Annotated in this window: 14 protein-coding genes and 2 pseudogenes; 10 read left to right on the forward strand and 6 right to left on the reverse strand. The window is 70.5% G+C overall.

The window, feature by feature from the left end:
* Positions 1–20: 20 nt before the first annotated feature.
* Together ACFYPC_RS31520 and ACFYPC_RS31525 are read left to right on the forward strand one after the other, a co-directional pair.
* Positions 21–698, forward strand: a complete 678-nt coding sequence (locus tag ACFYPC_RS31520; protein ID WP_391889548.1) for a transglycosylase family protein — start codon at positions 21–23, stop codon at positions 696–698.
* Positions 699–883: 185 nt separating this feature from the next.
* Positions 884–1,363 (forward strand): annotated as a pseudogene (locus tag ACFYPC_RS31525) (transglycosylase family protein); the annotation flags it as partial.
* Between the two features lie 52 nt (positions 1,364–1,415).
* On the opposite strand, the gene ACFYPC_RS31530 reads toward ACFYPC_RS31525, so the two are convergent.
* The 3 genes from ACFYPC_RS31530 to ACFYPC_RS31540 are packed head-to-tail and all read right to left on the reverse strand — an operon-like array spanning position 1,416 to position 5,355.
* Positions 1,416–2,165, reverse strand: a complete 750-nt coding sequence (locus ACFYPC_RS31530) for an ABC transporter ATP-binding protein (RefSeq protein ID WP_391889551.1) — start codon at positions 2,163–2,165, stop codon at positions 1,416–1,418.
* On the reverse strand, positions 2,162–4,873 hold the full coding sequence (locus ACFYPC_RS31535) for an ATP-binding cassette domain-containing protein (RefSeq protein WP_391889753.1): 2,712 nt from the start codon (positions 4,871–4,873) through the stop codon (positions 2,162–2,164). Before ACFYPC_RS31535 ends, ACFYPC_RS31530 begins: the two co-directional genes overlap by 4 nt.
* Complete coding sequence (locus ACFYPC_RS31540) at positions 4,873–5,355, reverse strand: hypothetical protein (protein WP_391889553.1); 483 nt, start codon at positions 5,353–5,355, stop codon at positions 4,873–4,875. Before ACFYPC_RS31540 ends, ACFYPC_RS31535 begins: the two co-directional genes overlap by 1 nt.
* A gap of 136 nt (positions 5,356–5,491) precedes the next feature.
* Between ACFYPC_RS31540 and ACFYPC_RS31545 the strand changes: the two genes are divergently transcribed.
* From ACFYPC_RS31545 to ACFYPC_RS31555, 3 genes are all read left to right on the forward strand, one after another.
* A complete protein-coding gene (locus tag ACFYPC_RS31545; protein WP_391889554.1) occupies positions 5,492–6,028 on the forward strand; it encodes a hypothetical protein in 537 nt (178 codons plus the stop codon).
* Positions 6,003–7,289 carry an ABC transporter substrate-binding protein gene (locus ACFYPC_RS31550; protein ID WP_391889556.1) on the forward strand — a complete coding sequence of 429 codons (1,287 nt, stop codon included), beginning with the start codon at positions 6,003–6,005 and terminating at the stop codon, positions 7,287–7,289. The genes ACFYPC_RS31545 and ACFYPC_RS31550 overlap by 26 nt, the downstream gene beginning before the upstream one ends.
* A 94-nt stretch (positions 7,290–7,383) precedes the next feature.
* Positions 7,384–8,436: a helix-turn-helix transcriptional regulator gene (locus tag ACFYPC_RS31555; RefSeq protein WP_391889557.1), complete on the forward strand. Its 1,053-nt coding sequence runs from the start codon at positions 7,384–7,386 to the stop codon at positions 8,434–8,436.
* Positions 8,437–8,479: 43 nt separating this feature from the next.
* Here the strand turns inward: ACFYPC_RS31555 and ctaD are convergent.
* Positions 8,480–10,222 (reverse strand): annotated as a pseudogene (gene ctaD, locus ACFYPC_RS31560) (cytochrome c oxidase subunit I); the annotation flags it as partial.
* A gap of 185 nt (positions 10,223–10,407) precedes the next feature.
* Here ctaD and ACFYPC_RS31565 point away from each other — a divergent pair.
* On the forward strand, positions 10,408–10,623 hold the full coding sequence (locus ACFYPC_RS31565) for an I78 family peptidase inhibitor (protein ID WP_391889560.1): 216 nt from the start codon (positions 10,408–10,410) through the stop codon (positions 10,621–10,623).
* Between the two features lie 109 nt (positions 10,624–10,732).
* Here the strand turns inward: ACFYPC_RS31565 and ACFYPC_RS31570 are convergent, their stop codons facing one another.
* A complete protein-coding gene (locus tag ACFYPC_RS31570) occupies positions 10,733–11,770 on the reverse strand; it encodes a phosphatase PAP2 family protein (RefSeq protein ID WP_391889563.1) in 1,038 nt (345 codons plus the stop codon).
* A 518-nt stretch (positions 11,771–12,288) separates the two neighbouring features.
* On the opposite strand from ACFYPC_RS31570, the gene ACFYPC_RS31575 reads away from it, so the two are divergent.
* Together ACFYPC_RS31575 and ACFYPC_RS31580 are read left to right on the forward strand one after the other, a co-directional pair.
* Positions 12,289–13,896: an MFS transporter gene (locus ACFYPC_RS31575; protein WP_391889565.1), complete on the forward strand. Its 1,608-nt coding sequence runs from the start codon at positions 12,289–12,291 to the stop codon at positions 13,894–13,896.
* A 180-nt stretch (positions 13,897–14,076) separates the two neighbouring features.
* Positions 14,077–15,267: an acyl-CoA dehydrogenase family protein gene (locus ACFYPC_RS31580; RefSeq protein ID WP_391889567.1), complete on the forward strand. Its 1,191-nt coding sequence runs from the start codon at positions 14,077–14,079 to the stop codon at positions 15,265–15,267.
* A 65-nt stretch (positions 15,268–15,332) separates the two neighbouring features.
* Here the strand turns inward: ACFYPC_RS31580 and ACFYPC_RS31585 are convergent, their stop codons facing one another.
* Positions 15,333–15,773: a cell division protein SepF gene (locus tag ACFYPC_RS31585; RefSeq protein WP_391889570.1), complete on the reverse strand. Its 441-nt coding sequence runs from the start codon at positions 15,771–15,773 to the stop codon at positions 15,333–15,335.
* A 290-nt stretch (positions 15,774–16,063) separates the two neighbouring features.
* Here ACFYPC_RS31585 and ACFYPC_RS31590 point away from each other — a divergent pair, with 290 nt between their 5' ends.
* A complete protein-coding gene (locus ACFYPC_RS31590) occupies positions 16,064–17,272 on the forward strand; it encodes a DUF5685 family protein (RefSeq protein ID WP_391889572.1) in 1,209 nt (402 codons plus the stop codon).
* Positions 17,273–17,867: 595 nt separating this feature from the next.
* Positions 17,868–17,996 (forward strand): hypothetical protein, encoded by a 129-nt coding sequence (locus tag ACFYPC_RS31595; protein ID WP_391889575.1) that lies wholly within the window; start codon positions 17,868–17,870, stop codon positions 17,994–17,996.
* The last annotated feature ends 18 nt before the right edge of the window (positions 17,997–18,014 follow it).

The raw sequence follows: 18,014 nt of genomic DNA on the forward strand, positions 1-18,014 counted from the left end.
GTCCGTGGAGAGGGATATGTATGTCCGCATGTGTCCAGAACGACAGCACTCATAAAGTCCGTACGACGCGTACGACGGCGGTCCTCGCGGGGGCGGCTCTGCTCGCCCCGCTCGGCCTGCTCGCCACGAGCGGCAACGCCGCGGCGGCCGACAGCGGAGTGTGGGACCGCATCGCCCAGTGCGAGAGCGGCGGAGACTGGCACATCAACACCGGTAACGGCTACTACGGAGGACTGCAGTTCTCCGCCAGTACCTGGCAGGCGTACGGCGGCGGCGCCTACGCGTCGACCGCAGACAAGGCGTCCAAGAGCGCCCAGATAGCTGTGGCGACCAAGGTCCAGCGTGCCCAGGGGTGGGGCGCGTGGCCCACCTGCTCGGCGCGGGCCGGAGCGTCCGGCAGCGCGCCCGCGTCCTCGGGCGCCGGGTCGTCCGCAGGTTCGGCGACCAAGAAGGCCGCCCCCAAGGCCGCCCCCAAGGCCGCCCCCAAGGCCGCCCCGTCGAAGGCGCCCGAGCGTCCGTCGGGCGACCACACGAACCGGAGCTCGTCCCGCGGCGACTACACGGTCCGCAGCGGCGACACGCTGAGCGCCATCGCGGCGTCGCACGGGACCACCTGGCGGAAGATCTACGCCGCCAACAAGGCCGTCATCGGCGGCGATCCCGACCTGATCGTGCCCGGGCAGCGGCTCGACCTCTGAGCCAAGCCCCCTCCCGACGCTCCTTCCTGAGCGTGGGGTTCTGAGTACGAACTCTCGAGTGCGGGGTCCCCTCCGGCCGGTCCTCCGACCGGGTGGGGCCCCGACCCGGTCGGGCGCGGCTGGTCGGGCCGGTCTGTCGGGCTGCCTAGCGTGGGCCGATGCACCCCCTGTGGCTCGCACCCATCATGCAGAGCAAGTGCGTTCGCTACGCGGCCGTGGTCGCCGCCGCGCTCGCGCTCCTGGCGCCTTCCAGGGCGTTCGCCGCCCCACCGCCGCCGCTCCCCGGCCCTCAGGCGGCACGAGTGCCCTACGACTGCGCCAGGGACCAATGGCCCTGGGGCTGTCTCGCCGAGTGCGAGAGCAGCGGCCGCTGGGACGCGAACACCGGGAACGGCTTCTACGGAGGGCTGCAGTTCTGGCCGTCGACCTGGAAGGAGTTCGGCGGTCTGAAGTACGCCTCGCGCGCCGATCTGGCCACGCGCGCGGAGCAGATCGCGGTCGCCGAGGGAGTGTTGGCCGCCCAGGGGTGGGAAGCCTGGCCCGTCTGTTCCAGGAGGTACGGGCTCCAGGGTCGTATGCATACGGTGAAGCGCGGCGACACACTCTCTTCGATCGCCCGCCGGTATCAGGTCAAGGGCGGCTGGCAGGCGCTCTACAAGGCCAACAAACAGATGATCGGGCTCTATCCGGACCGGCTGAACGTGGGCACCCTGCTCGTCATCCCGAAGGGTTCGGGCGGCGGCGCCCGGACCTCGGACCAGGCTCTGTTCGGTCCGCCCCTGGCTGCCCTGCCGTCCCCGCCGTATCCCCTGGCCCGTGTCTCACCTCGGCCGCCTCTCCGCTGAACACGACCGCGCCGCGGCGCAGTTCGTAGACGTACGTCGTCCGGTCCGGCCTCTCGCGCAGGCCGGGCGGCAGCCGCTGTTCCGCGACCACCACGCACGCGTCGAGGTCGCTCAGGAGTTCGTACGTACGTGCCGCGACCGTCGGTGACATGCCCTGCGCGGGCTCGTCGACGAGCACCACGCGCGCGCGTGTCAGCAAGGCTCGGGAGAGGGCGAGCATGCGCTGCTCGCCGCCCGAGAGGGTGCCGGCGCGGCGGGGGAGGAGGGGCAGGAGTTGCGGATAGGCGTCGAGGGCGGGGGCGAAACCGTCCTTGACCGTGGCCAGTTCCAGGTTCTCGCGGACCGTGAGCGAGCCGAGGACGGCCCGGCGCTCGGGGACGAAGCACAGGCCGCGGCGAGCGCGTGCGTAGGCCGACAGCCGGGTGGCGTCCGCGCCGTCCCAGACGACCGTGCCCCCGGACAGGGGTACGGCCCCCGCGAGGGCCCGCAACGCGGTCGTGCGGCCGGAGCCGTTGCGGCCCAGCAGCACGGTGAGGCCAGGACCGGGGGCGACGAGGGTCACGCCGTGCAGGGCCTCAAGGGGGCCGTAGCGCACGCGTGCGTGGTGCAGGGCGATGCTCATGCGCCGGACCCCGTTTCGAGTACACGGCCGGCCGGCCCGGAGGTGACGATCCGCCCCGCCGCCATGACATGAACCGTATGGGCCAGGTCGGCGACCAGATCGAGATCGTGCTCCACGACGAGCAGGGCCATGCCGTCTGCGGCGAGGGCCCGCAGCACGCGCGCGAGGGCGGCCACTTCACCGCTGTCCAGCCCTGCGGCCGGCTCGTCGAGCAGCAGCACCCGCGGACTTGCGGCGAGCGCCCGCGCCAGCTCGACGCGCCTGAGGGTGCCGGTCGGCAGCCCCGCCGCGGGCAGCGCCCGTACCGGACCGTCGAGACCGAGCAGTCGCAACGCCCGCTCCTCGGACCCGGGATCGGCGGTCCGCCCCTGCTCGGCGCCCACCCGAACGTTTTCGGCCACGGTCAAAGAGGGGAAAACCGCCAGCTGTTGAAAGGTCCGCGCGATCCCGAGCCGGGTGCGGGCGTGTGCGGCCAGCCGGGTGATGTCACGTTCCCCGAGCAACACCCGCCCGCCCGCGGGGCGCAGCGTCCCTGCCAGACAGTGGAAAAGAGTGCTCTTCCCCGCACCGTTGGGCCCCACGACCGCTGTGATCCGGCCGGGCCGGACATCGAGGTCGACTCCGTCGAGGGCGGTGAAACCCCCGTACGTGACGTGCAGTCGGCGGGCGCGGAGAGCCGAGTGGACAGTGGGCTCCAGCGGCGGACGGGGACGTCGCGGCCGGGCCCGGACCGCGCCGCCCGGCGAGGCCGAAGCCCTCCTCGCCGTACCGGGCCGCGCTGCGGCATCCCCGCCCGCCTGCGCGGCGTCGCCCGGTCGGCTCGTCGGCTTGCCTGGAGTGGTCATCCTCTGCCGCACCGGCCGCAGTTGCCCTCGTACGTGGGTGCCCAAGGGCGTGAGTGTCGCCCGGCGGCGCAGGCGCAGTCGGGCGGCGGCGGTGCGCAGGGCCTCGTACGGGCCGCCGGGGAAGCGGCCCACGAGAACGGCCAGTACGCCGATCAGGGCCGCCGCCACCCCGCCGCGCGCCCCGGCGTCGAGTCCCACGAGCAGGGCCGCGGCGGCGAGGGCGCCGAGCACGCTGTCGGCGCCGAGGACGACGACCGCCGCGAACCAGAGCAGGCCGCGGACGGGGTCGTACGCCGTCGCGTCGAAGGCGCGCAGCCCCATTCCGAGCATGCCGCCGCCGAGGGCGGCCAGCGCGGCGCCCGCCACGAAGGCGGTCAGTTTCAGGGCCGGGACGCGGACACCCGCGGCCGACGCGCCCGACTCGTGGTCGCGCATCGCCGCCAGGGCCCGGCCCGTGCGGCCGTGGCGCAACGCGCCTGCCGCCACCAACGCACAGCCCAGCAGGGCCAGTTCGAGCAGGTAGTACGCGCGGTCGCCGTCGAAGCCCGCCGGGCGGCCGAGGGAGAGGCCCGAGGTGGCGTACGGCTGGCTGAAGACGAAGCGGCTGACGCCGACGCCCACCGCGAAGGTGGCAAGGGCAAGAGCCAGGCCGTGGCGGCTGATGGCGGGCCAGCCGGTCAGGAGACCGAGCGGGGCGACCAGGATCACCGCGATCGCCAGCGCGGCCAGTTCCGGCAGTCTGGGCAGGCCGGGGAAGCGACCCGCCGCGAGCAGGGCCGTGAAGAGGGCGCCGAGCCCCGCGTACGCCGCCTGCCCGAGCGAGATCTGGCCGCCACGGCCCGTGACGACGACCAACGACAGCAGCACCACGGCCAGCGCCGGCACCTGCACCGACGTATGCAGGTCCGAGCCAGCGAAGCCCAGGGGCAGGAGGAAGAGGACGGCCGCCACTATCCACGCCCCCGGCGGCGTCGCGATGCGGGCGGTCGCCGTGCGCGGGAGCGCGGCGCGCGTGCCGATGCCCGGAAGGACCAGGGCCGCGATCAGCAGCGCCACCACGAACAGGTTCGCGCCGACCGCCTGGAGCAGGGGCTCCTCCCAGCCGGACGGGTGCAGGCGGGTGAGCTGGCTCTGCGCGACGCCGATGCCCAGCGCCACCGCCACCGCCACCGGAAGGCTGCGCATCCGGGCGACCACGGCGACCGCGAGCACCTCCATGACGAGCAGGGGCATGCCGTACGGGTCGAGGCGCACGTACGGGGTGAGGAGCACGCCGGTCAGGCCGGCCGTGAACGAGCCGAACGCCCAGCCCGCCGCGGCCACCCGGTCCGCGTCGATTCCGCCGAGCATGGCGAGTGAGCGGTCGTCGACGACGGCGCGCAGCTCCGTGCCGATGCGCGTCCAGCGCGTGACGGCTCCGACGCCCACGGCCAGCGCGACGGCCACCGCCAGCTGCCCCCACGGATCCGCCGACACCAGCGTCGGCGCGTCCGCGCGCGCCCCCGTTCCCCAGACCAGAGCCGCCCCGCCGACGAGCAGCACGAAGACGCCGATGGACGCGACGAGCGTCTGCGCCGGGTCGCCGCCGAGGACGGACAGCGGGCGGAAGACGAAACGTTCGAGGGCCACGCCGATCGCCGGAGCCACCACCAGCAGCGTCACCGCGGAGGCGAGCCCGAGCGGCCAGCCCCACTCCACCGTGAACTGGCGCAGCAGATACGCGCACACCATCGCGATCGCGCCGTGCGCGAAGTTGAGGACACCGGTCGCCCGATGGGTGACGATCAGCCCGATCCCGGTCAGGGCGGCGGCGCTGCCGACCGAGAGACCGGCGAGGGTGAGGTCGTACGTCAGTGACGCCATCAGTCGTCCGGACTGACGGCTGACGGCTCGCAGATCGGGCACGGCCCCAGTTCCCCGCTCGCCAGCAGCAGCGAGTCCACCGGCACGGCCTCCGCCTTCCCGGCGACCAGCGGGCAGTCGGCGCGGTGCCACAGCGTGCCGCCCGGCACCGTCAGGAGCTCACCGCTGGTGGCGACGGGCGCGAGGGCCGGCTGCCCGGACTCGTCCGCGTCGGCGGCCTCCGCCGCGACCAGGAGGCCGTACAGCTCCTCGACGCGCGCCACCGCCAGGGCGTTCCTGCCGTGGGTGAGGAGTACCGCGCCCGCGATGATCAGGGCGGCGCCGGGCATGGTGCACGACGCGAGAAACGGCAGCTGCCGCTCCGCGTACCGCTCGCCCGAGATGCCGTACCAGCCGATCACGCACAACACCGCTCCGGCGGCGAGCGCGGCCCACCCCGCCCACAGGACGGGGTGCACAGTCCGCAGTCGAGCTGTCCGCATCGGGGGCTCCAACACGTCGTGTGTTTTGGTCCGTTGACTGTCCATGCCAGCCGATGGCTTGCACTATGCCTTCTGCAAGCTGACCCTGAAAGCACCGGGCGCACCTGGCCCGGTCCGACACCCGGTGGTGAGCCAGATGGTTCTCGGGAGCGACCTCAGGCGGGGGAACGGCCGGGGGGTGGCGACAGCGGCGGTCCTGTTCCTCGCCGCGGCCCTCACGGCGTGCAGCGACGAAAGCGGCGGCGGTGAAACCGACCCGCCCATCCCCTCCGTGGAGCAGTCCACCAGCGCGGAGCCCAGCCCCACGGCTCCGGCCGATGTCGCGGCGGCGGAGCGGGAGGTCAGGGAGAACTGGGAGAAGTTCTTCGACCCGGCCGTCGCCCAGAAGGACAAGACGGCCGTTCTGGAGAACGGCGACCGGATGACCCAGGTCTTGGACAGCTTCAGCGGAGATCAGCGCGGCCGGCAGGTGAAGGCCGTCGTCGAGAAGGTCGAGTTCACCTCGCCGGCCGATGCGAACGTGACGTACTCGCTGACCCTGGAGGGCGCGACCGCCCTGCCGGGCGCCTCCGGGACGGCCGTCGAGCAGGACGGCACCTGGAAGGTGTCCGTGAAGACGCTCTGCGCGCTGGTGCAACTGAGCGGCAATGAGTCGCCGGGCCCGGGCTGCTGAGGCACTCGCCGCGGGCCTGCTGCTCCTGCTGAGCGCGGCCTGCGGCAGCCGCCTCCCGGAGAGCGACTTCGAGGGCCGGTCCGCGCCCGCCCCGCAAGGAGGCTCCGCACCGATCCGCGTCGGCATCATCACCAGCGCCACCAGCCCCGTCGGAGGCTCCGCCTTCACCGGACCGCGCGACGGGGCGAAGGCCTACTTCGACCGGCTCAACGCGCGCGGCGGCATCGGAGGGCGCCCTGTCGAGGTGCGGCTCTGCGACGACGGCGGCAGCGGGGTCGGCAACAACGAGTGCGTGCACCGGCTCGTCGACGAGGACAAGGTCGTCGCCCTCGTCGCCACCACCGCCCTCGACTACGCGGGTGCCGCTCGCGTGTCCCACGCGCGCGTGCCCGACATCGGCGGGCAGCCCATCGGGCCGGCCTACGACACCTATCCGTACCTCTACGGGATCTACGGCAGCCTCGCGCCCCGGGACGGTACGGCGGGGTGGGACGGTGAGCTGTACGGCGGTACCGAGATCTACCGCTACTTCAAGCGCGAACAAGGTGCCCACACGGCCGCCGTGGTCTCCTACAACCAGTCCGCGTCGGCCGCCTACGCCCGGCTCGTCGTCCAGGGCCTCAAGGCCGAGGGCTACCAGGTCGTCACCGAGCAGGTCGACTTCGCGCTCCCCAACTTCCGGGCCGCCGCCTCCGATCTGAAGGAGCAGGGCGCCGATCTCGTCTTCGACGCCCTCGACACGCACGGCAACGCCCAGCTCTGCGAGGCCATGGACGCTGTCGGGGCCGAGGTCGTCGCCAAGGTCACCAACGTGCAGAACTGGACGTCCGCCGTTGCTTTGGACTACAAGGATTCGCCGCGGTGCCGCAACGCGCTGTGGGTCACGGGTGCCAGTCGCAACTACGAGGACACCGGGTATGCGGCCGTACGGGAGTTCCGTGAGGCGACGAAGGGGCTGGAGACGCACTCCCAGTGGCAGTTGGAGGGGTGGGCCGCCGCGATGTGGTTCTCGGACGCGGCCGAGTCCTGTGTGTCTTCGGGGGTCACGCGCGCGTGTGTCGACCGGTTCATGAACCGGGGGGAGCCCTACAGCGCTGATGGGTTGCTGGTCCCGGTCGTCTACGACCGGTTGTCCGAGCCGCCTGCGACGCGCCGTACGTGTGTCTCGGTGGCCCGTTGGGAGGACGACCAGGGCTGGGTCTCCCAAGGGGACATGAACAGCAACTGTTTCGAGGTGCCGCAGCTGGGCTATCGGCCTTGAGGACGCGAAAAGCCCACCCCCGGTCCAGCGCCACCCCGGTCCAGCCCAGCCCTTGCGGACAGCCGCTGTCCGCAAGGGCTGTCAGACTCACCCCATGTTGGAAACCTCCGCACGGCTGCTGCGTCTCCTCTCGCTGCTGCAGGCCCACCGTGACTGGTCCGGTGCCGACCTGGCGGACCGGCTCGGTGTCACGCCGCGTACCGTGCGCCGTGACGTGGACCGGCTGCGAGAGCTGGGCTATCCCGTCAACGCCAGCCCCGGCACGGGCGGCGGCTATCAGCTCGGCGCAGGGGCCGAGCTGCCGCCGCTGCTCCTTGACGACGAGGAGGCGGTGGCCGTGGCGGTCGGACTACGGACGGCCGCCGGACAGGGCATCGAGGGCATCGGCGAGACCTCCGTACGCGCGCTCGCCAAGCTGGAGCAGGTGCTGCCGCACAGGCTGCGCCGCCGGGTGGGCGCCCTGAACGCGTTCACCGTGCCGATGCTGCGCGGCCCGCAGCCGTCAGCCGTTGCCATCGACCCGGCCGTGCTCACGGAGCTGGCCAACCTCTGCCGGGACGCGGAGCGGCTGCGCTTCGAGTACCGCAGCCATGAGGGCGCCGCCACCCGCCGTACCGTCGAACCGCACCGGCTGGTGTGCACCGAGCGCCGCTGGTACCTGGTCGCCTGGGACGTCGACCGCGACGACTGGCGTACCTTCCGCGTGGACCGCATCACGCCCACGCCGCCGCACGGACCGCGCTTCACACCTCGTACGCCACCGGCCGGGAATCTGGCGGAGTACGTCTCCAGAGGCGTCTCCACGCGCGCGTACGCTTCCCATGCCGTCGTCAGGCTGCTGGTGCCCATGGAGGAGGCCGTCGAGCGGATCTCGCCCACCGCCGGGATGCTGGAGGCCGAGGGGAAGGACAGCTGCATCCTGCGGACCGGCGCCGCGAGCCTCGATGTGATGGTGCTTCACGTGATGATGACGGGCTTCGAGTTCGAGGTGCTCGAACCCGCGGAGCTCACCGGGGCGATCAGGACGGCTCGGAACCGGCTGTCCCGGGCTCTGGAGCGGGCCGAGGCGCCGACGACACCGCGGCGTACTCGGGATGGTGCAGGTCGAACGCCGGGGACTCGGAGCGGATCCGGGGCAGCGTCTTGAAGTTGTGCCTCGGGGGCGGACACGAGGTCGCCCACTCCAGGGAGCGGCCGAAGCCCCAGGGGTCGTCGACGTCGACCTCGGTGCCGTACTTGGCGGTCTTCCAGACGTTGTAGAGGAACGGCAGCGTGGAGATGCCCAGCAGGAACGCGCCGATCGTCGAGAGGGTGTTGAGCGCCGTGAAGCCGTCGGCGGCGAGGTAGTCGGCGTACCGGCGTGGCATGCCCTCGGCGCCCAGCCAGTGCTGCACCAGGAACGTCGTGTGGAAGCCGACGAAGAGCGTCCAGAACTGGATCTTGCCGAGCCGTTCGTCGAGCATCTTGCCGGTGAACTTGGGCCACCAGAAGTAGAAGCCGCCGAAGGTCGCGAAGACCACGGTGCCGAAGACGACGTAGTGGAAGTGGGCGACCACGAAGTACGAGTCGGTGACATGGAAGTCGAGGGGCGGCGAGGCCAGGATCACTCCGGTCAGGCCGCCGAACAGGAACGACACCAGGAAGCCGACGGCCCACAGCATGGGAGTCTCGAAGGACAGGGACCCCTTGAGCATCGTGCCGGTCCAGTTGAAGAACTTCACTCCCGTGGGCACCGCGATCAGGAACGACATGAACGAGAAGAACGGCAGGAGCACCGCGCCGGTCGCGAACATGTGGTGCGCCCACACGACCACCGACAGACCGGTGATGGCCATCGTCGCGGCGACCAGCGTCAGATAGCCGAAGATCGGCTTCCTGCTGAAGACCGGCAGGATCTCCGTGATGATCCCGAAGAACGGCAACGCGATGATGTAGACCTCGGGATGCCCGAAGAACCAGAACAGGTGCTGCCACAGCAGCGCCCCGCCGTTCGCCGCGTCGAACACCTGCGAGCCGAACCGCCGGTCCGCCTCAAGGACCAGCAGCGCCGCCGCGAGCACCGGGAACGCGAAGAGGATGAGGATCGAGGTGAAGAGGGTGTTCCAGGTGAAGATCGGCAGCCGGAACATCGTCATGCCGGGCGCGCGCATCCCGATGATCGTCGTGATGAAGTTCACCGCGCCGAGGATCGTGCCGAAGCCGGCCAGCGCCAGCCCCATGATCCACATGTCGGCGCCGATGCCCGGCGAGCGCTCCAGGCTGTTCAGCGGCGCGTAGGCGAACCAGCCGAAGGCGGCGGGGCCGTCGGGCACCAGGAGCGAGCCGAGGACGATCAGGCCGCCGAAGAGGAACAGCCAGTACGACAGCATGTTCAGGCGGGGGAAGGCGACGTCCGGGGAGCCGATCTGCAGCGGCATGATCTCGTTGGCGAACCCGGCGAAGGTCGGGGTCGCGAACAGCAGCAGCATGATCGTGCCGTGCATGGTGAACAGTTGGTTGAACTGGTTGTTGTCGATGAGTTGCAGTCCTGGCCGGGCGAGTTCGGCGCGCATCAGCAGCGCCATCAGTCCACCGATCAGGAAGAACATGAACGACGTGATCAGGTAGAGGTGCCCGATCTTCTTGTGATCGGTGGTGGTCAGCCAGTGGACGATCACCCGCCCCGGCTGCTTGGTCCGTACGGGTCGCGCCGCTGCCTGCGCGGTGTCCGTCCCCATCGCTCGCCCCTTCGCGATCGCCTTTCGGTCCTGCTGAAGCTCACGCCATGATGCTCGTGCCGCCCTTGGTCCGACAGAGGGCGTGCGGGGGTTGTGTGTTGGAACAGTGTATTTCCTATGCGGTGTCAGATCCCGAGGCACGCCACGGAATCGGAATGGAAAGGCGACGGAAGGTGGCCGGATCCGTACTTTCCACGGGGCTATTCGGGTCGGCATCGAGGGTGTCCCGAATTACGTTCGAAGGTGTGCGAAACGCATACCGAACCCCTCCTGAGAGTGACGGAGTTCAGTCGAAACGCCTGCTGCGATCCTGTGACAGAAGTGTGACCGGAGAGGGATAAGCGAGGCATGGTGCGGGGCCGGGCTTCCCCGGTGACGGAGAGCCGCCTAACGTGGCGTTCATGGCACCCGATCCGACTCCTCCCGCAGAGCCCCAGGACAGCACGGAACCTTATGTGGGACTGGAGGCGAGAAGCGCCGAGCGTCGTGCCCGGGAGCACGGCTGGTCCACGGTGCGCTCGCTGCCACCCGGCACGATCATCACCATGGAGTACCGCGCGGGGCGGCTGAACTTCGAGGTCAGCGACGGCAGGGTGACCCGCTGCTGGAAGGGCTGACCGGCGCCGCCGTCGACGGTGTGCGCGAAGGCCCCCGGCTCGTCAGGAGCCGGGGGCCTTCGCGGTGTGGGGAGAGGCTGTGCGTACCGGCCCCGCGGGTTCGGTGTGTTCAGGGCCCCGGAACGGGGCGGGCCGGGGGATTCGTGGGGGTGCGGGGCGCACGGTCCGGCTGCGGCGGTCGGCGGCTGCCGACCGGGGTGACCGGGGTGCGTTCGGAGCGTGTCGTGTGCGGGCCGGGAGCCAGGGTGGCCGGCGTCCGCGGCGCGCGGGAGGCGGCCGTCTCGTGGGCCGGCATGTCCTCTTCCGCACTGGTGGGCTGCGTGGCCATGACGGGTGCGCCCACCGGCGCGGGGGTGGGAGAGCCTGCCGGTACGGGCGCGGTACGGGCGCGACGGGCACGCCAGCTGTCGCGCAGGGCGAAGATCCAGACCTCCGCGCGGGCGATCAGCGGCTCGAACCAGGGCAGCGCCAGCAGGATCAGTAGACCCGCCGCCCAGCCCAGAACCACGTCGCTCAGCCAGTGCGTGCCCAGGTAGACGGTGGTCAGACCGACGCCCAGGGAGACCACGGCGGAGACCGCGGACAGCCATCTCCTGGCCCGCGGGGTCGAGGCGAGATAGGCCAGGATTCCCCAGGTCACGACGGCGTTCGCGGTGTGACCCGATGGAAATATATCGCCGCCGAGGCCCATCTCGTTCGAGCCGATCGTGGTCGCGTAGTGCGGACCGAGGCGGCCCATGCCGATCTTGGCGGCGCCGACCGTGATGTTCAGCAGGAGCAGTGAGGCCGCCAGCGTGAGCAGGGGGCGCAGGGTGTGCTGCCGCCACGAGCGCCAGCCCAGCCAGGCGGTGACCATCACTGCTGTGGGACCACGCTGGCCGAGTACTACGTAGTAGTCGAGGAAGGCATGGATCTCGGGCCATTGCTGATAAGGGCGGAAGAACATGACCTGCCAGTCGAGCCGGACCAGCCATGAGGTGATCACGACGGCCCACACGATGGCCACGTAGAAGGCCAGAGTCGCGGTGAAGAGCACGACCCTGTGCCGGTTCATGACCGGCACATCGATGTGGGCCGGTCGTTCCGGCTCACGGTCCAGCCGGGCGAACACCCGGTCAAGACGAGTCAGCAATCGTTCGGTACGCACTCAATCGACGTTACAGCGAGTGAGCTGTGTTCCAGGGCGAATCTCTCGCTTTGTGATGACGATGTGATGTGGGATTCCTCTCAGGATGATGTCAATTTCCAATGAATCGCTAATCCGCCATGCCTCGACCCTTCAATTCCATTGATCAGGTGTGAGTTCGATTTACTGCTCTTATATTTCCGTTCACCTGAAGATTGGATGAAATTACCCGCCCGCTCACCCGGTGTCACTGTGTTGATCATGGTGGCCGGTGCCTCCCGGTCGATCTTTTGTCTGCTATATGGGCCAATGTCATGAACGTGACGGCCGCTGGGGCGCGGCGGGAGCGTGGCGTACGCCACACCCAGGAGGCGGGAAGGTGAGAGGTCTACCACGCGTCATCGGTAAGAACTCGCGTACGCTGACGGCTCACTCGCCTTTGTTGCGTGGGCCGGGATTCCGCTCTCCCAGGCCGCAACCGCAGGGAGTCCCCACCCCGCGGTCCCGCCGCACGCGAGGGAACATCTGGGAGGTAGTACATGTCCGGGACGACTACGGCCGCTGCGCGATGCCGTCGGGAGAACGCGCCCGGTGCCAACCGCTGGGTCGTCCTGGTCGTCCTCTGCGTGAGCCTGCTCCTCGTCGCCCTCGACGCCACCGTGCTGCACGTCGCGGTGCCCGCCGTCACGGAGGACCTCAAGCCCGGCGGGATAGAGCTGCTCTGGATCGTCGACGTCTACCCGCTCGTCTGCGCCTCGCTCCTCATCCTCTTCGGCACGCTGGGCGACCGCGTCGGCCGCCGGCGGATCCTCCTCCTCGGGTACGCGCTCTTCGGTGTCGCCTCCGGACTCGCGGCCCTCGCCGACAGTGCGCAGGTGCTCATCGCCGCGCGCGCCCTGCTCGGTGTCGGCGGTGCGATGATCATGCCCGCGACGCTGTCCATCCTGCGGCAGGTCTTTCCCGACCGGCGCGAGCGGGCGCTGGCGATCGGCATCTGGAGCGCCGTCGCCGCCGTCGGCGCCGCAATCGGGCCGCTCCTCGGCGGATTTCTGCTGGAGCACTTCTGGTGGGGGTCCGTCTTCCTCGTCAACATCCCGCTGATGCTGGTCAGCCTGCCCATCGGGCGACTGCTGCTGCCCGAGTCGAAGGGCGACGGGAAGGGGCCCTGGGACGTCGTCGGCGCGCTCATGGGTGCTGCCGCGCTCTTCGGGCTCGTCCTCGGTGTGAAGCGGCTCGGCGGAGGCGAGGCACCGTTCAGTCCGTTCACGCTGGTACCGCTCCTGGCGGGCGGGGCGCTGATGGTCGCCTTCGTACGACGGCAGCGGCGGCGTGAGCATCCGCTGGTCGATCTGCGGATGTTCTCGAAGCCCGCGTTCACCACGTCCGTCTGCTGCATCGTGCTCGCCATGCTCGCCCTGGTCGGGCTCGAGCTGATCGCCGCCCAGTATCTGCAACTCGTGCTCGGTCTTTCGCCGCTGGAGACCGGGCTGCGGCTGCTGCCGCTCACCGTCGCCGCGATGGCGGCCGGTCTCGGCGGGGCGAAGATGCTACGGCGGTTCGGGCCCCGCGCGATGGTCTGCTCCGGGTTCTGCATCACCGCGGCCGCGGTGATCATGCTCACCCCGATGGGTGGACACGACAACACGGGGCTGCTGCTCAGCGGGTTCGTGCTGCTCGGCTTCGGGCTGGAGATGACACTCTTCGGCGCGTACGAGTCGATGCTGAGCGAGGCTCCTCCGGCGCAGGCCGGCGGGGCCGCGGCGATCGGCGAGACGTCGTACCAGCTCGGTGCCGGCATCGGGATCGCGCTCCTGGGGAGCGTGATGAACGCGGCGTACACGCCCCGGCTGTCCTCGGTTCCGGGGGTTCCGGTCGCCGATTCCAAGGCGGCGGGGCACTCCCTGGGAGAGGCGTACGAGGTCGCTTCGCGGCTCGGCGGGCATTCCGGTGCGGCTCTGCGGCATGCGGCCCGGGACTCCTTCGTGCACGGACTGCATGTGACGCTGCTGGTCAGCGCCGGGCTGCTGCTGCTCGGGGCCGCCATGGCGTTGCGGTTGCCGCGGGTCATGGAGTGCGAGGCCCCTGCGGCGGGGCAGGCGGAGATTCCGGCGCCCCGGGAGGTCGCGGCGGCCCGGGTTTCCGTGTAGATCTCCCGCCCGCGCACCGCCCGTTCAGCCTCGTTGCGAAGTGCTGGTCTCCCGTGGGGGTGATCCGCCGTCGGCGGCTGTCCGTCCGTGGGTCACTGGACGTGCGGGACACTGCGTCGTAACGTCGGCGCCGTATCCGTGACTAGCGGCGCTAGTTTTTGAGTTCCGGGAGGCTGTGCCATGTCCGTGTCCTCGAAGTTGCCCCCCTTCGACCCCGCCGATCCCCTGGGTGTGGACGATCTCCTGGACGCGGAGGACCTGGCGATCCGCGACACCGTGCGGGCGTGGGCCGCGGACCGGGTGCTGCCCTACGTCGCCGAGTGGTACGAGAAGGGGGAGCTGCCCGGGATCCGGGAGCTGGCGCGGGAGCTGGGCGGAATCGGGGCGCTCGGGATGTCGCTCCAGGGGTACGGGTGCGCGGGGGCCACCGCGGTGCAGTACGGGCTCGCCTGTCTGGAACTGGAGGCCGCGGACTCCGGGATCCGCTCGCTCGTGTCCGTGCAGGGCTCGCTCGCGATGTACGCCGTCCACCGGTTCGGGTCCGGCGGCCAGAAGGAGCAGTGGCTGCCCTCCATGGCCTCCGGCGAGGTCATCGGATGCTTCGGGCTCACCGAGCCCGACCACGGGTCGGACCCGGGCTCCATGCGGACGTACGCCAAGCGTGACGGCGGGGACTGGGTTCTCAACGGGCGGAAGATGTGGATCACCAACGGGTCCGTCGCCGGGGTCGCCGTGGTGTGGGCACAGACCGACGAAGGGATCCGCGGGTTCGTCGTGCCCACCGACGCGGCCGGGTTCTCCGCTCCGGAGATCAAGCACAAGTGGTCGTTGCGGGCCTCCGTCACCAGTGAGCTGATCCTGGACGACGTACGACTGCCCGCCGATGCCGTGCTGCCCGAGGTCACCGGGCTGAAGGGGCCGCTGGGCTGTCTGTCGCACGCGCGGTACGGGATCGTGTGGGGCGCGATGGGTGCCGCTCGGGCAAGTTTCGAGGCCGCCGTCGAATACGCCAAGACGCGCGAGCAGTTCGGGCGGCCCATCGGCGGCTTCCAGCTCACCCAGGCCAAGCTCGCCGACATGGCGGTCGAACTGCACAAGGGAATTCTGCTCGCCCATCACCTGGGACGGCGCATGGACGCGGGGCGACTGCGCCCGGAGCAGGTCAGCTTCGGCAAGCTCAACAACGTGCGGGAGGCGATCGAGATCTGCCGGACCGCCCGCACCATTCTCGGCGCCAACGGCATCTCGCTCGAATACCCCGTGATGCGGCACGCCACGAACCTGGAGTCGGTGCTCACCTATGAGGGCACCGTCGAAATGCATCAACTCGTGCTGGGCAAGGCGCTCACCGGACTCGATGCCTTCCGGTAAGAAGCCACGGCTCCGGAAGAACCCGCAAGGACCCCGGCAAGGCAGGGCCGGTGAGCGGCCCTGCCTCAGCTCTGGTTGAAGAAACCGTCGGCAGGACGGCTCGCGGCCTCGCCGCTGACGATCTCCGTGTTGGCAGGGGTCAGCAGGAAGACCCGGGTGGCGACCCGCTCGATGGTGCCGCGCAGGCCGAAGGTAAGGCCGGCCGCGAAGTCCACCACGCGCTTGGCGTCGGCGGGCTCCATGGACGTCAGGTTGATGATGACCGGGACGCCGTCCCGGAAGAGTTCGCCGATTCCGCGTGCGTCCCGGAAGCTGTCCGGGGTGACCGTGCCGATCCGGCGGCCCTTCTCCTCCGCCGTCTCGGACGCGACCTTCACGCGAGGGTCGGTGACCCAGGCGTTGCCGGTCTCCTGTCCCTCGGCGTAACTGTCGTCGTCGTAGTAACGCTCGTCATCGTTGTCGTCGACGAGGCCAAGCCAGGCACTCGCCTTGCGCACCGATCCCATGGACGCCTCCTCTCACAGCGGTCTGTCTTGCTTTCCGCATCCCCATGGTCGTCCATGATGCGGATGTAGCGCCAAGGGGATAGACGCCGCGCGGGGGTTTCGTGACGGTACTGGTGCACAGCGAATACGTCGAGAGCCCGCGTATCCCAAGGGTCTTGCTGTGTACGGCTGCTGACTGAGAGTGAAATATGATTCTCGACGGCGTTTGGGTGACGGGTGGTGCGTACGGGTGAACGGGGTGGTCGATACGATGCCGCACCTCAACTTCGTACACATCACGGGGGAGTGTCGTGTTCGGGATAGTGAGGCCTTGCAGTCATCGCCTCGGTGAAGGACTCAAGGCCCAGTGGATGGCGCATTTGTGCGGGCTGTGTCTCGCGCTGCGCGGGGACCACGGTCAGTTCGCCCGGGTCGTCACGAACTACGACGGGCTGCTCGTATCGGTTCTGACGGAGGCTCAGGCCGGGCGCGCCACGGGATGGCGGCGTACGGCGGGGCCCTGTCCCTTGCGCGGCATGCGGACGGCGTCTGTCGCGCAGGGCGAGGGCGCACGGCTCGCGGCCGCCGTCTCGCTGGTGCTGGCGTCGGCCAAGGTGCGCGACCACGTGGCGGACGGGGACGGGCTGTTGGCGCACAGGCCGGTGGCGCTCGCCGCTCGCCGGGTCGCCAGGAACTGGGGGCGCGCGGGTGCGCGCACCGGCGCGGAGGTCGGGTTCGACACCGATGTGCTGGTCGACGCAGTGGACCGGCAGATCGGCGTCGAGTCGCTGGCCGGGCTCGGGACGCCGCTTCTGACGGTCACCGAGCCGACCGAGACCGCGACCGCCGCGGCCTTCGCGCACACCGCAGTCCTCGCAGGCCGCCCGGGCAACGCCGTGCCGCTCGCCGAGGCCGGGCGGCTCTTCGGGCGGCTCGCGCATCTCCTGGATGCCGTTCAGGACAGGGAAGCTGACGCCGCGTCGGGCGCGTGGAATCCGCTGACGGCGACCGGCACGTCGCTCGCGGAGGCGCGACGGCTCGCCGATGACGCGCTGCACGGCATACGGCTGGCACTGCGCGAGGTCGCCTGGGGGCCCGGGAGCCGCTCCCCGGGAGGGCACAGCACCGGCGGCGGCAGGCTGGCGCACGTTCTGCTCGCGCACGAACTGCGGAACTCCGTGGACCGCGCCTTCGGTACGAGCTCGTGCGGACACCGGGTGGATGTATACGGTCCGCCGGTCGGACCGTACGCGCCGCCCGGCGGCCCGGCGCTTCCCCCGGAGCCGCCGCGCCGTGACCGGCGCGGGCTCATCGCGGGCTGCCTGGTGTGGGCCGGACTGGCTTGTACGTGTCAGATGTGCTGTGGCGAGTACGCGGACCCCTGGAGCCGGGAGCGCAAACAGGGGTTCTGCAGTCAGTGCAACTGTGACTGCAGTGGGTGCGGCGACTGTTGCGAGTGCTGTGACTGCTGCGGCAATTGCTGCGACGGGTGCGACTGTGGGTGTGACTGCGGCTGCTGAGGGACGCCTCCCCGTCTGGGGCGGCGGGGGCGTGCGACCTGCCCCCGCGCCGCGCCGGTCGCGACGTTCAGGCGTACAACCGGTTCAGATCGACGGACGAGAGGGGCGGAAGCAGCCCAGAGGCGCGCGAAAGCGGGCAGTGGGCAGACCGGTGGCGATGACAGATGCGAGCTGTGTGCGCGAGGGGGGCGCGGGAAAGCGCGTGTGAAGGCGTGGGCAGCGGCGCTCGGGTGGCGCCGGGAAACGCAGAAAGCGCCCGTCGGAAAGGGGCGCAGGCGGTCAGCTCAACAGGAAGAGGACCACACTCGACCGAAGTCGATGTGGGAGCGCGTGACCAGCCACTGCTGCGAATGCATGGAGCAAGTGGAACAGGCATCCGTATCCGCGTCAACTGACCTGAGACGTACCGCTCACAGTGTGGACACCCTTGACAGGGACGGGAAACGCCCCCGTACTCTCGACGGACGGCCATGCTGAGGGGCTCGGCCGTGGGGGCGTCCTCGTGACGCCCCGTGTGGTCTGTTCGGTCTCCGCGGCCGTGCGGCCCGTGTGAAGGCACCACCGTGTTCGACCTGACGCGTCACGGAGCCTTCGCATGCCGTCCGACACGCTTACCAAGGTGGCCCGCCGGCCCACCGCGCCCCCCACCCTGCTCGCCGTGCTCCGGCTCTCCACCGGCCCCGTGCGGCGGCACTGCGCCCACCGTTCGGAGCGCACCCGATGAGCGGCGGGCGGCCCTCCC

Source organism: Streptomyces sp. NPDC005808 (assembly GCF_042871385.1).
Lineage (GTDB): Bacteria > Actinomycetota > Actinomycetes > Streptomycetales > Streptomycetaceae > Streptomyces.

What these genes read in the sequence shown, in the direction of transcription:
- ACFYPC_RS31530 (WP_391889551.1), bottom strand. Translation starts at nt 2,165, where the DNA reads ATGAGCATCGCCCTGCACCACGCACGCGTGCGCTACGGCCCCCTTGAG.
- ACFYPC_RS31565 (WP_391889560.1), top strand. Translation starts at nt 10,408, where the DNA reads ATGGCACCCGATCCGACTCCTCCCGCAGAGCCCCAGGACAGCACGGAA.
- ACFYPC_RS31545 (WP_391889554.1), top strand. Translation starts at nt 5,492, where the DNA reads ATGGTTCTCGGGAGCGACCTCAGGCGGGGGAACGGCCGGGGGGTGGCG.
- ACFYPC_RS31595 (WP_391889575.1), top strand. Translation starts at nt 17,868, where the DNA reads ATGCCGTCCGACACGCTTACCAAGGTGGCCCGCCGGCCCACCGCGCCC.
- ACFYPC_RS31580 (WP_391889567.1), top strand. Translation starts at nt 14,077, where the DNA reads ATGTCCGTGTCCTCGAAGTTGCCCCCCTTCGACCCCGCCGATCCCCTG.
- ACFYPC_RS31520 (WP_391889548.1), top strand. Translation starts at nt 21, where the DNA reads ATGTCCGCATGTGTCCAGAACGACAGCACTCATAAAGTCCGTACGACG.
- ACFYPC_RS31540 (WP_391889553.1), bottom strand. Translation starts at nt 5,355, where the DNA reads ATGCGGACAGCTCGACTGCGGACTGTGCACCCCGTCCTGTGGGCGGGG.
- ACFYPC_RS31550 (WP_391889556.1), top strand. Translation starts at nt 6,003, where the DNA reads ATGAGTCGCCGGGCCCGGGCTGCTGAGGCACTCGCCGCGGGCCTGCTG.
- ACFYPC_RS31535 (WP_391889753.1), bottom strand. Translation starts at nt 4,873, where the DNA reads ATGGCGTCACTGACGTACGACCTCACCCTCGCCGGTCTCTCGGTCGGC.
- ACFYPC_RS31555 (WP_391889557.1), top strand. Translation starts at nt 7,384, where the DNA reads ATGTTGGAAACCTCCGCACGGCTGCTGCGTCTCCTCTCGCTGCTGCAG.
- ACFYPC_RS31575 (WP_391889565.1), top strand. Translation starts at nt 12,289, where the DNA reads ATGTCCGGGACGACTACGGCCGCTGCGCGATGCCGTCGGGAGAACGCG.
- ACFYPC_RS31585 (WP_391889570.1), bottom strand. Translation starts at nt 15,773, where the DNA reads ATGGGATCGGTGCGCAAGGCGAGTGCCTGGCTTGGCCTCGTCGACGAC.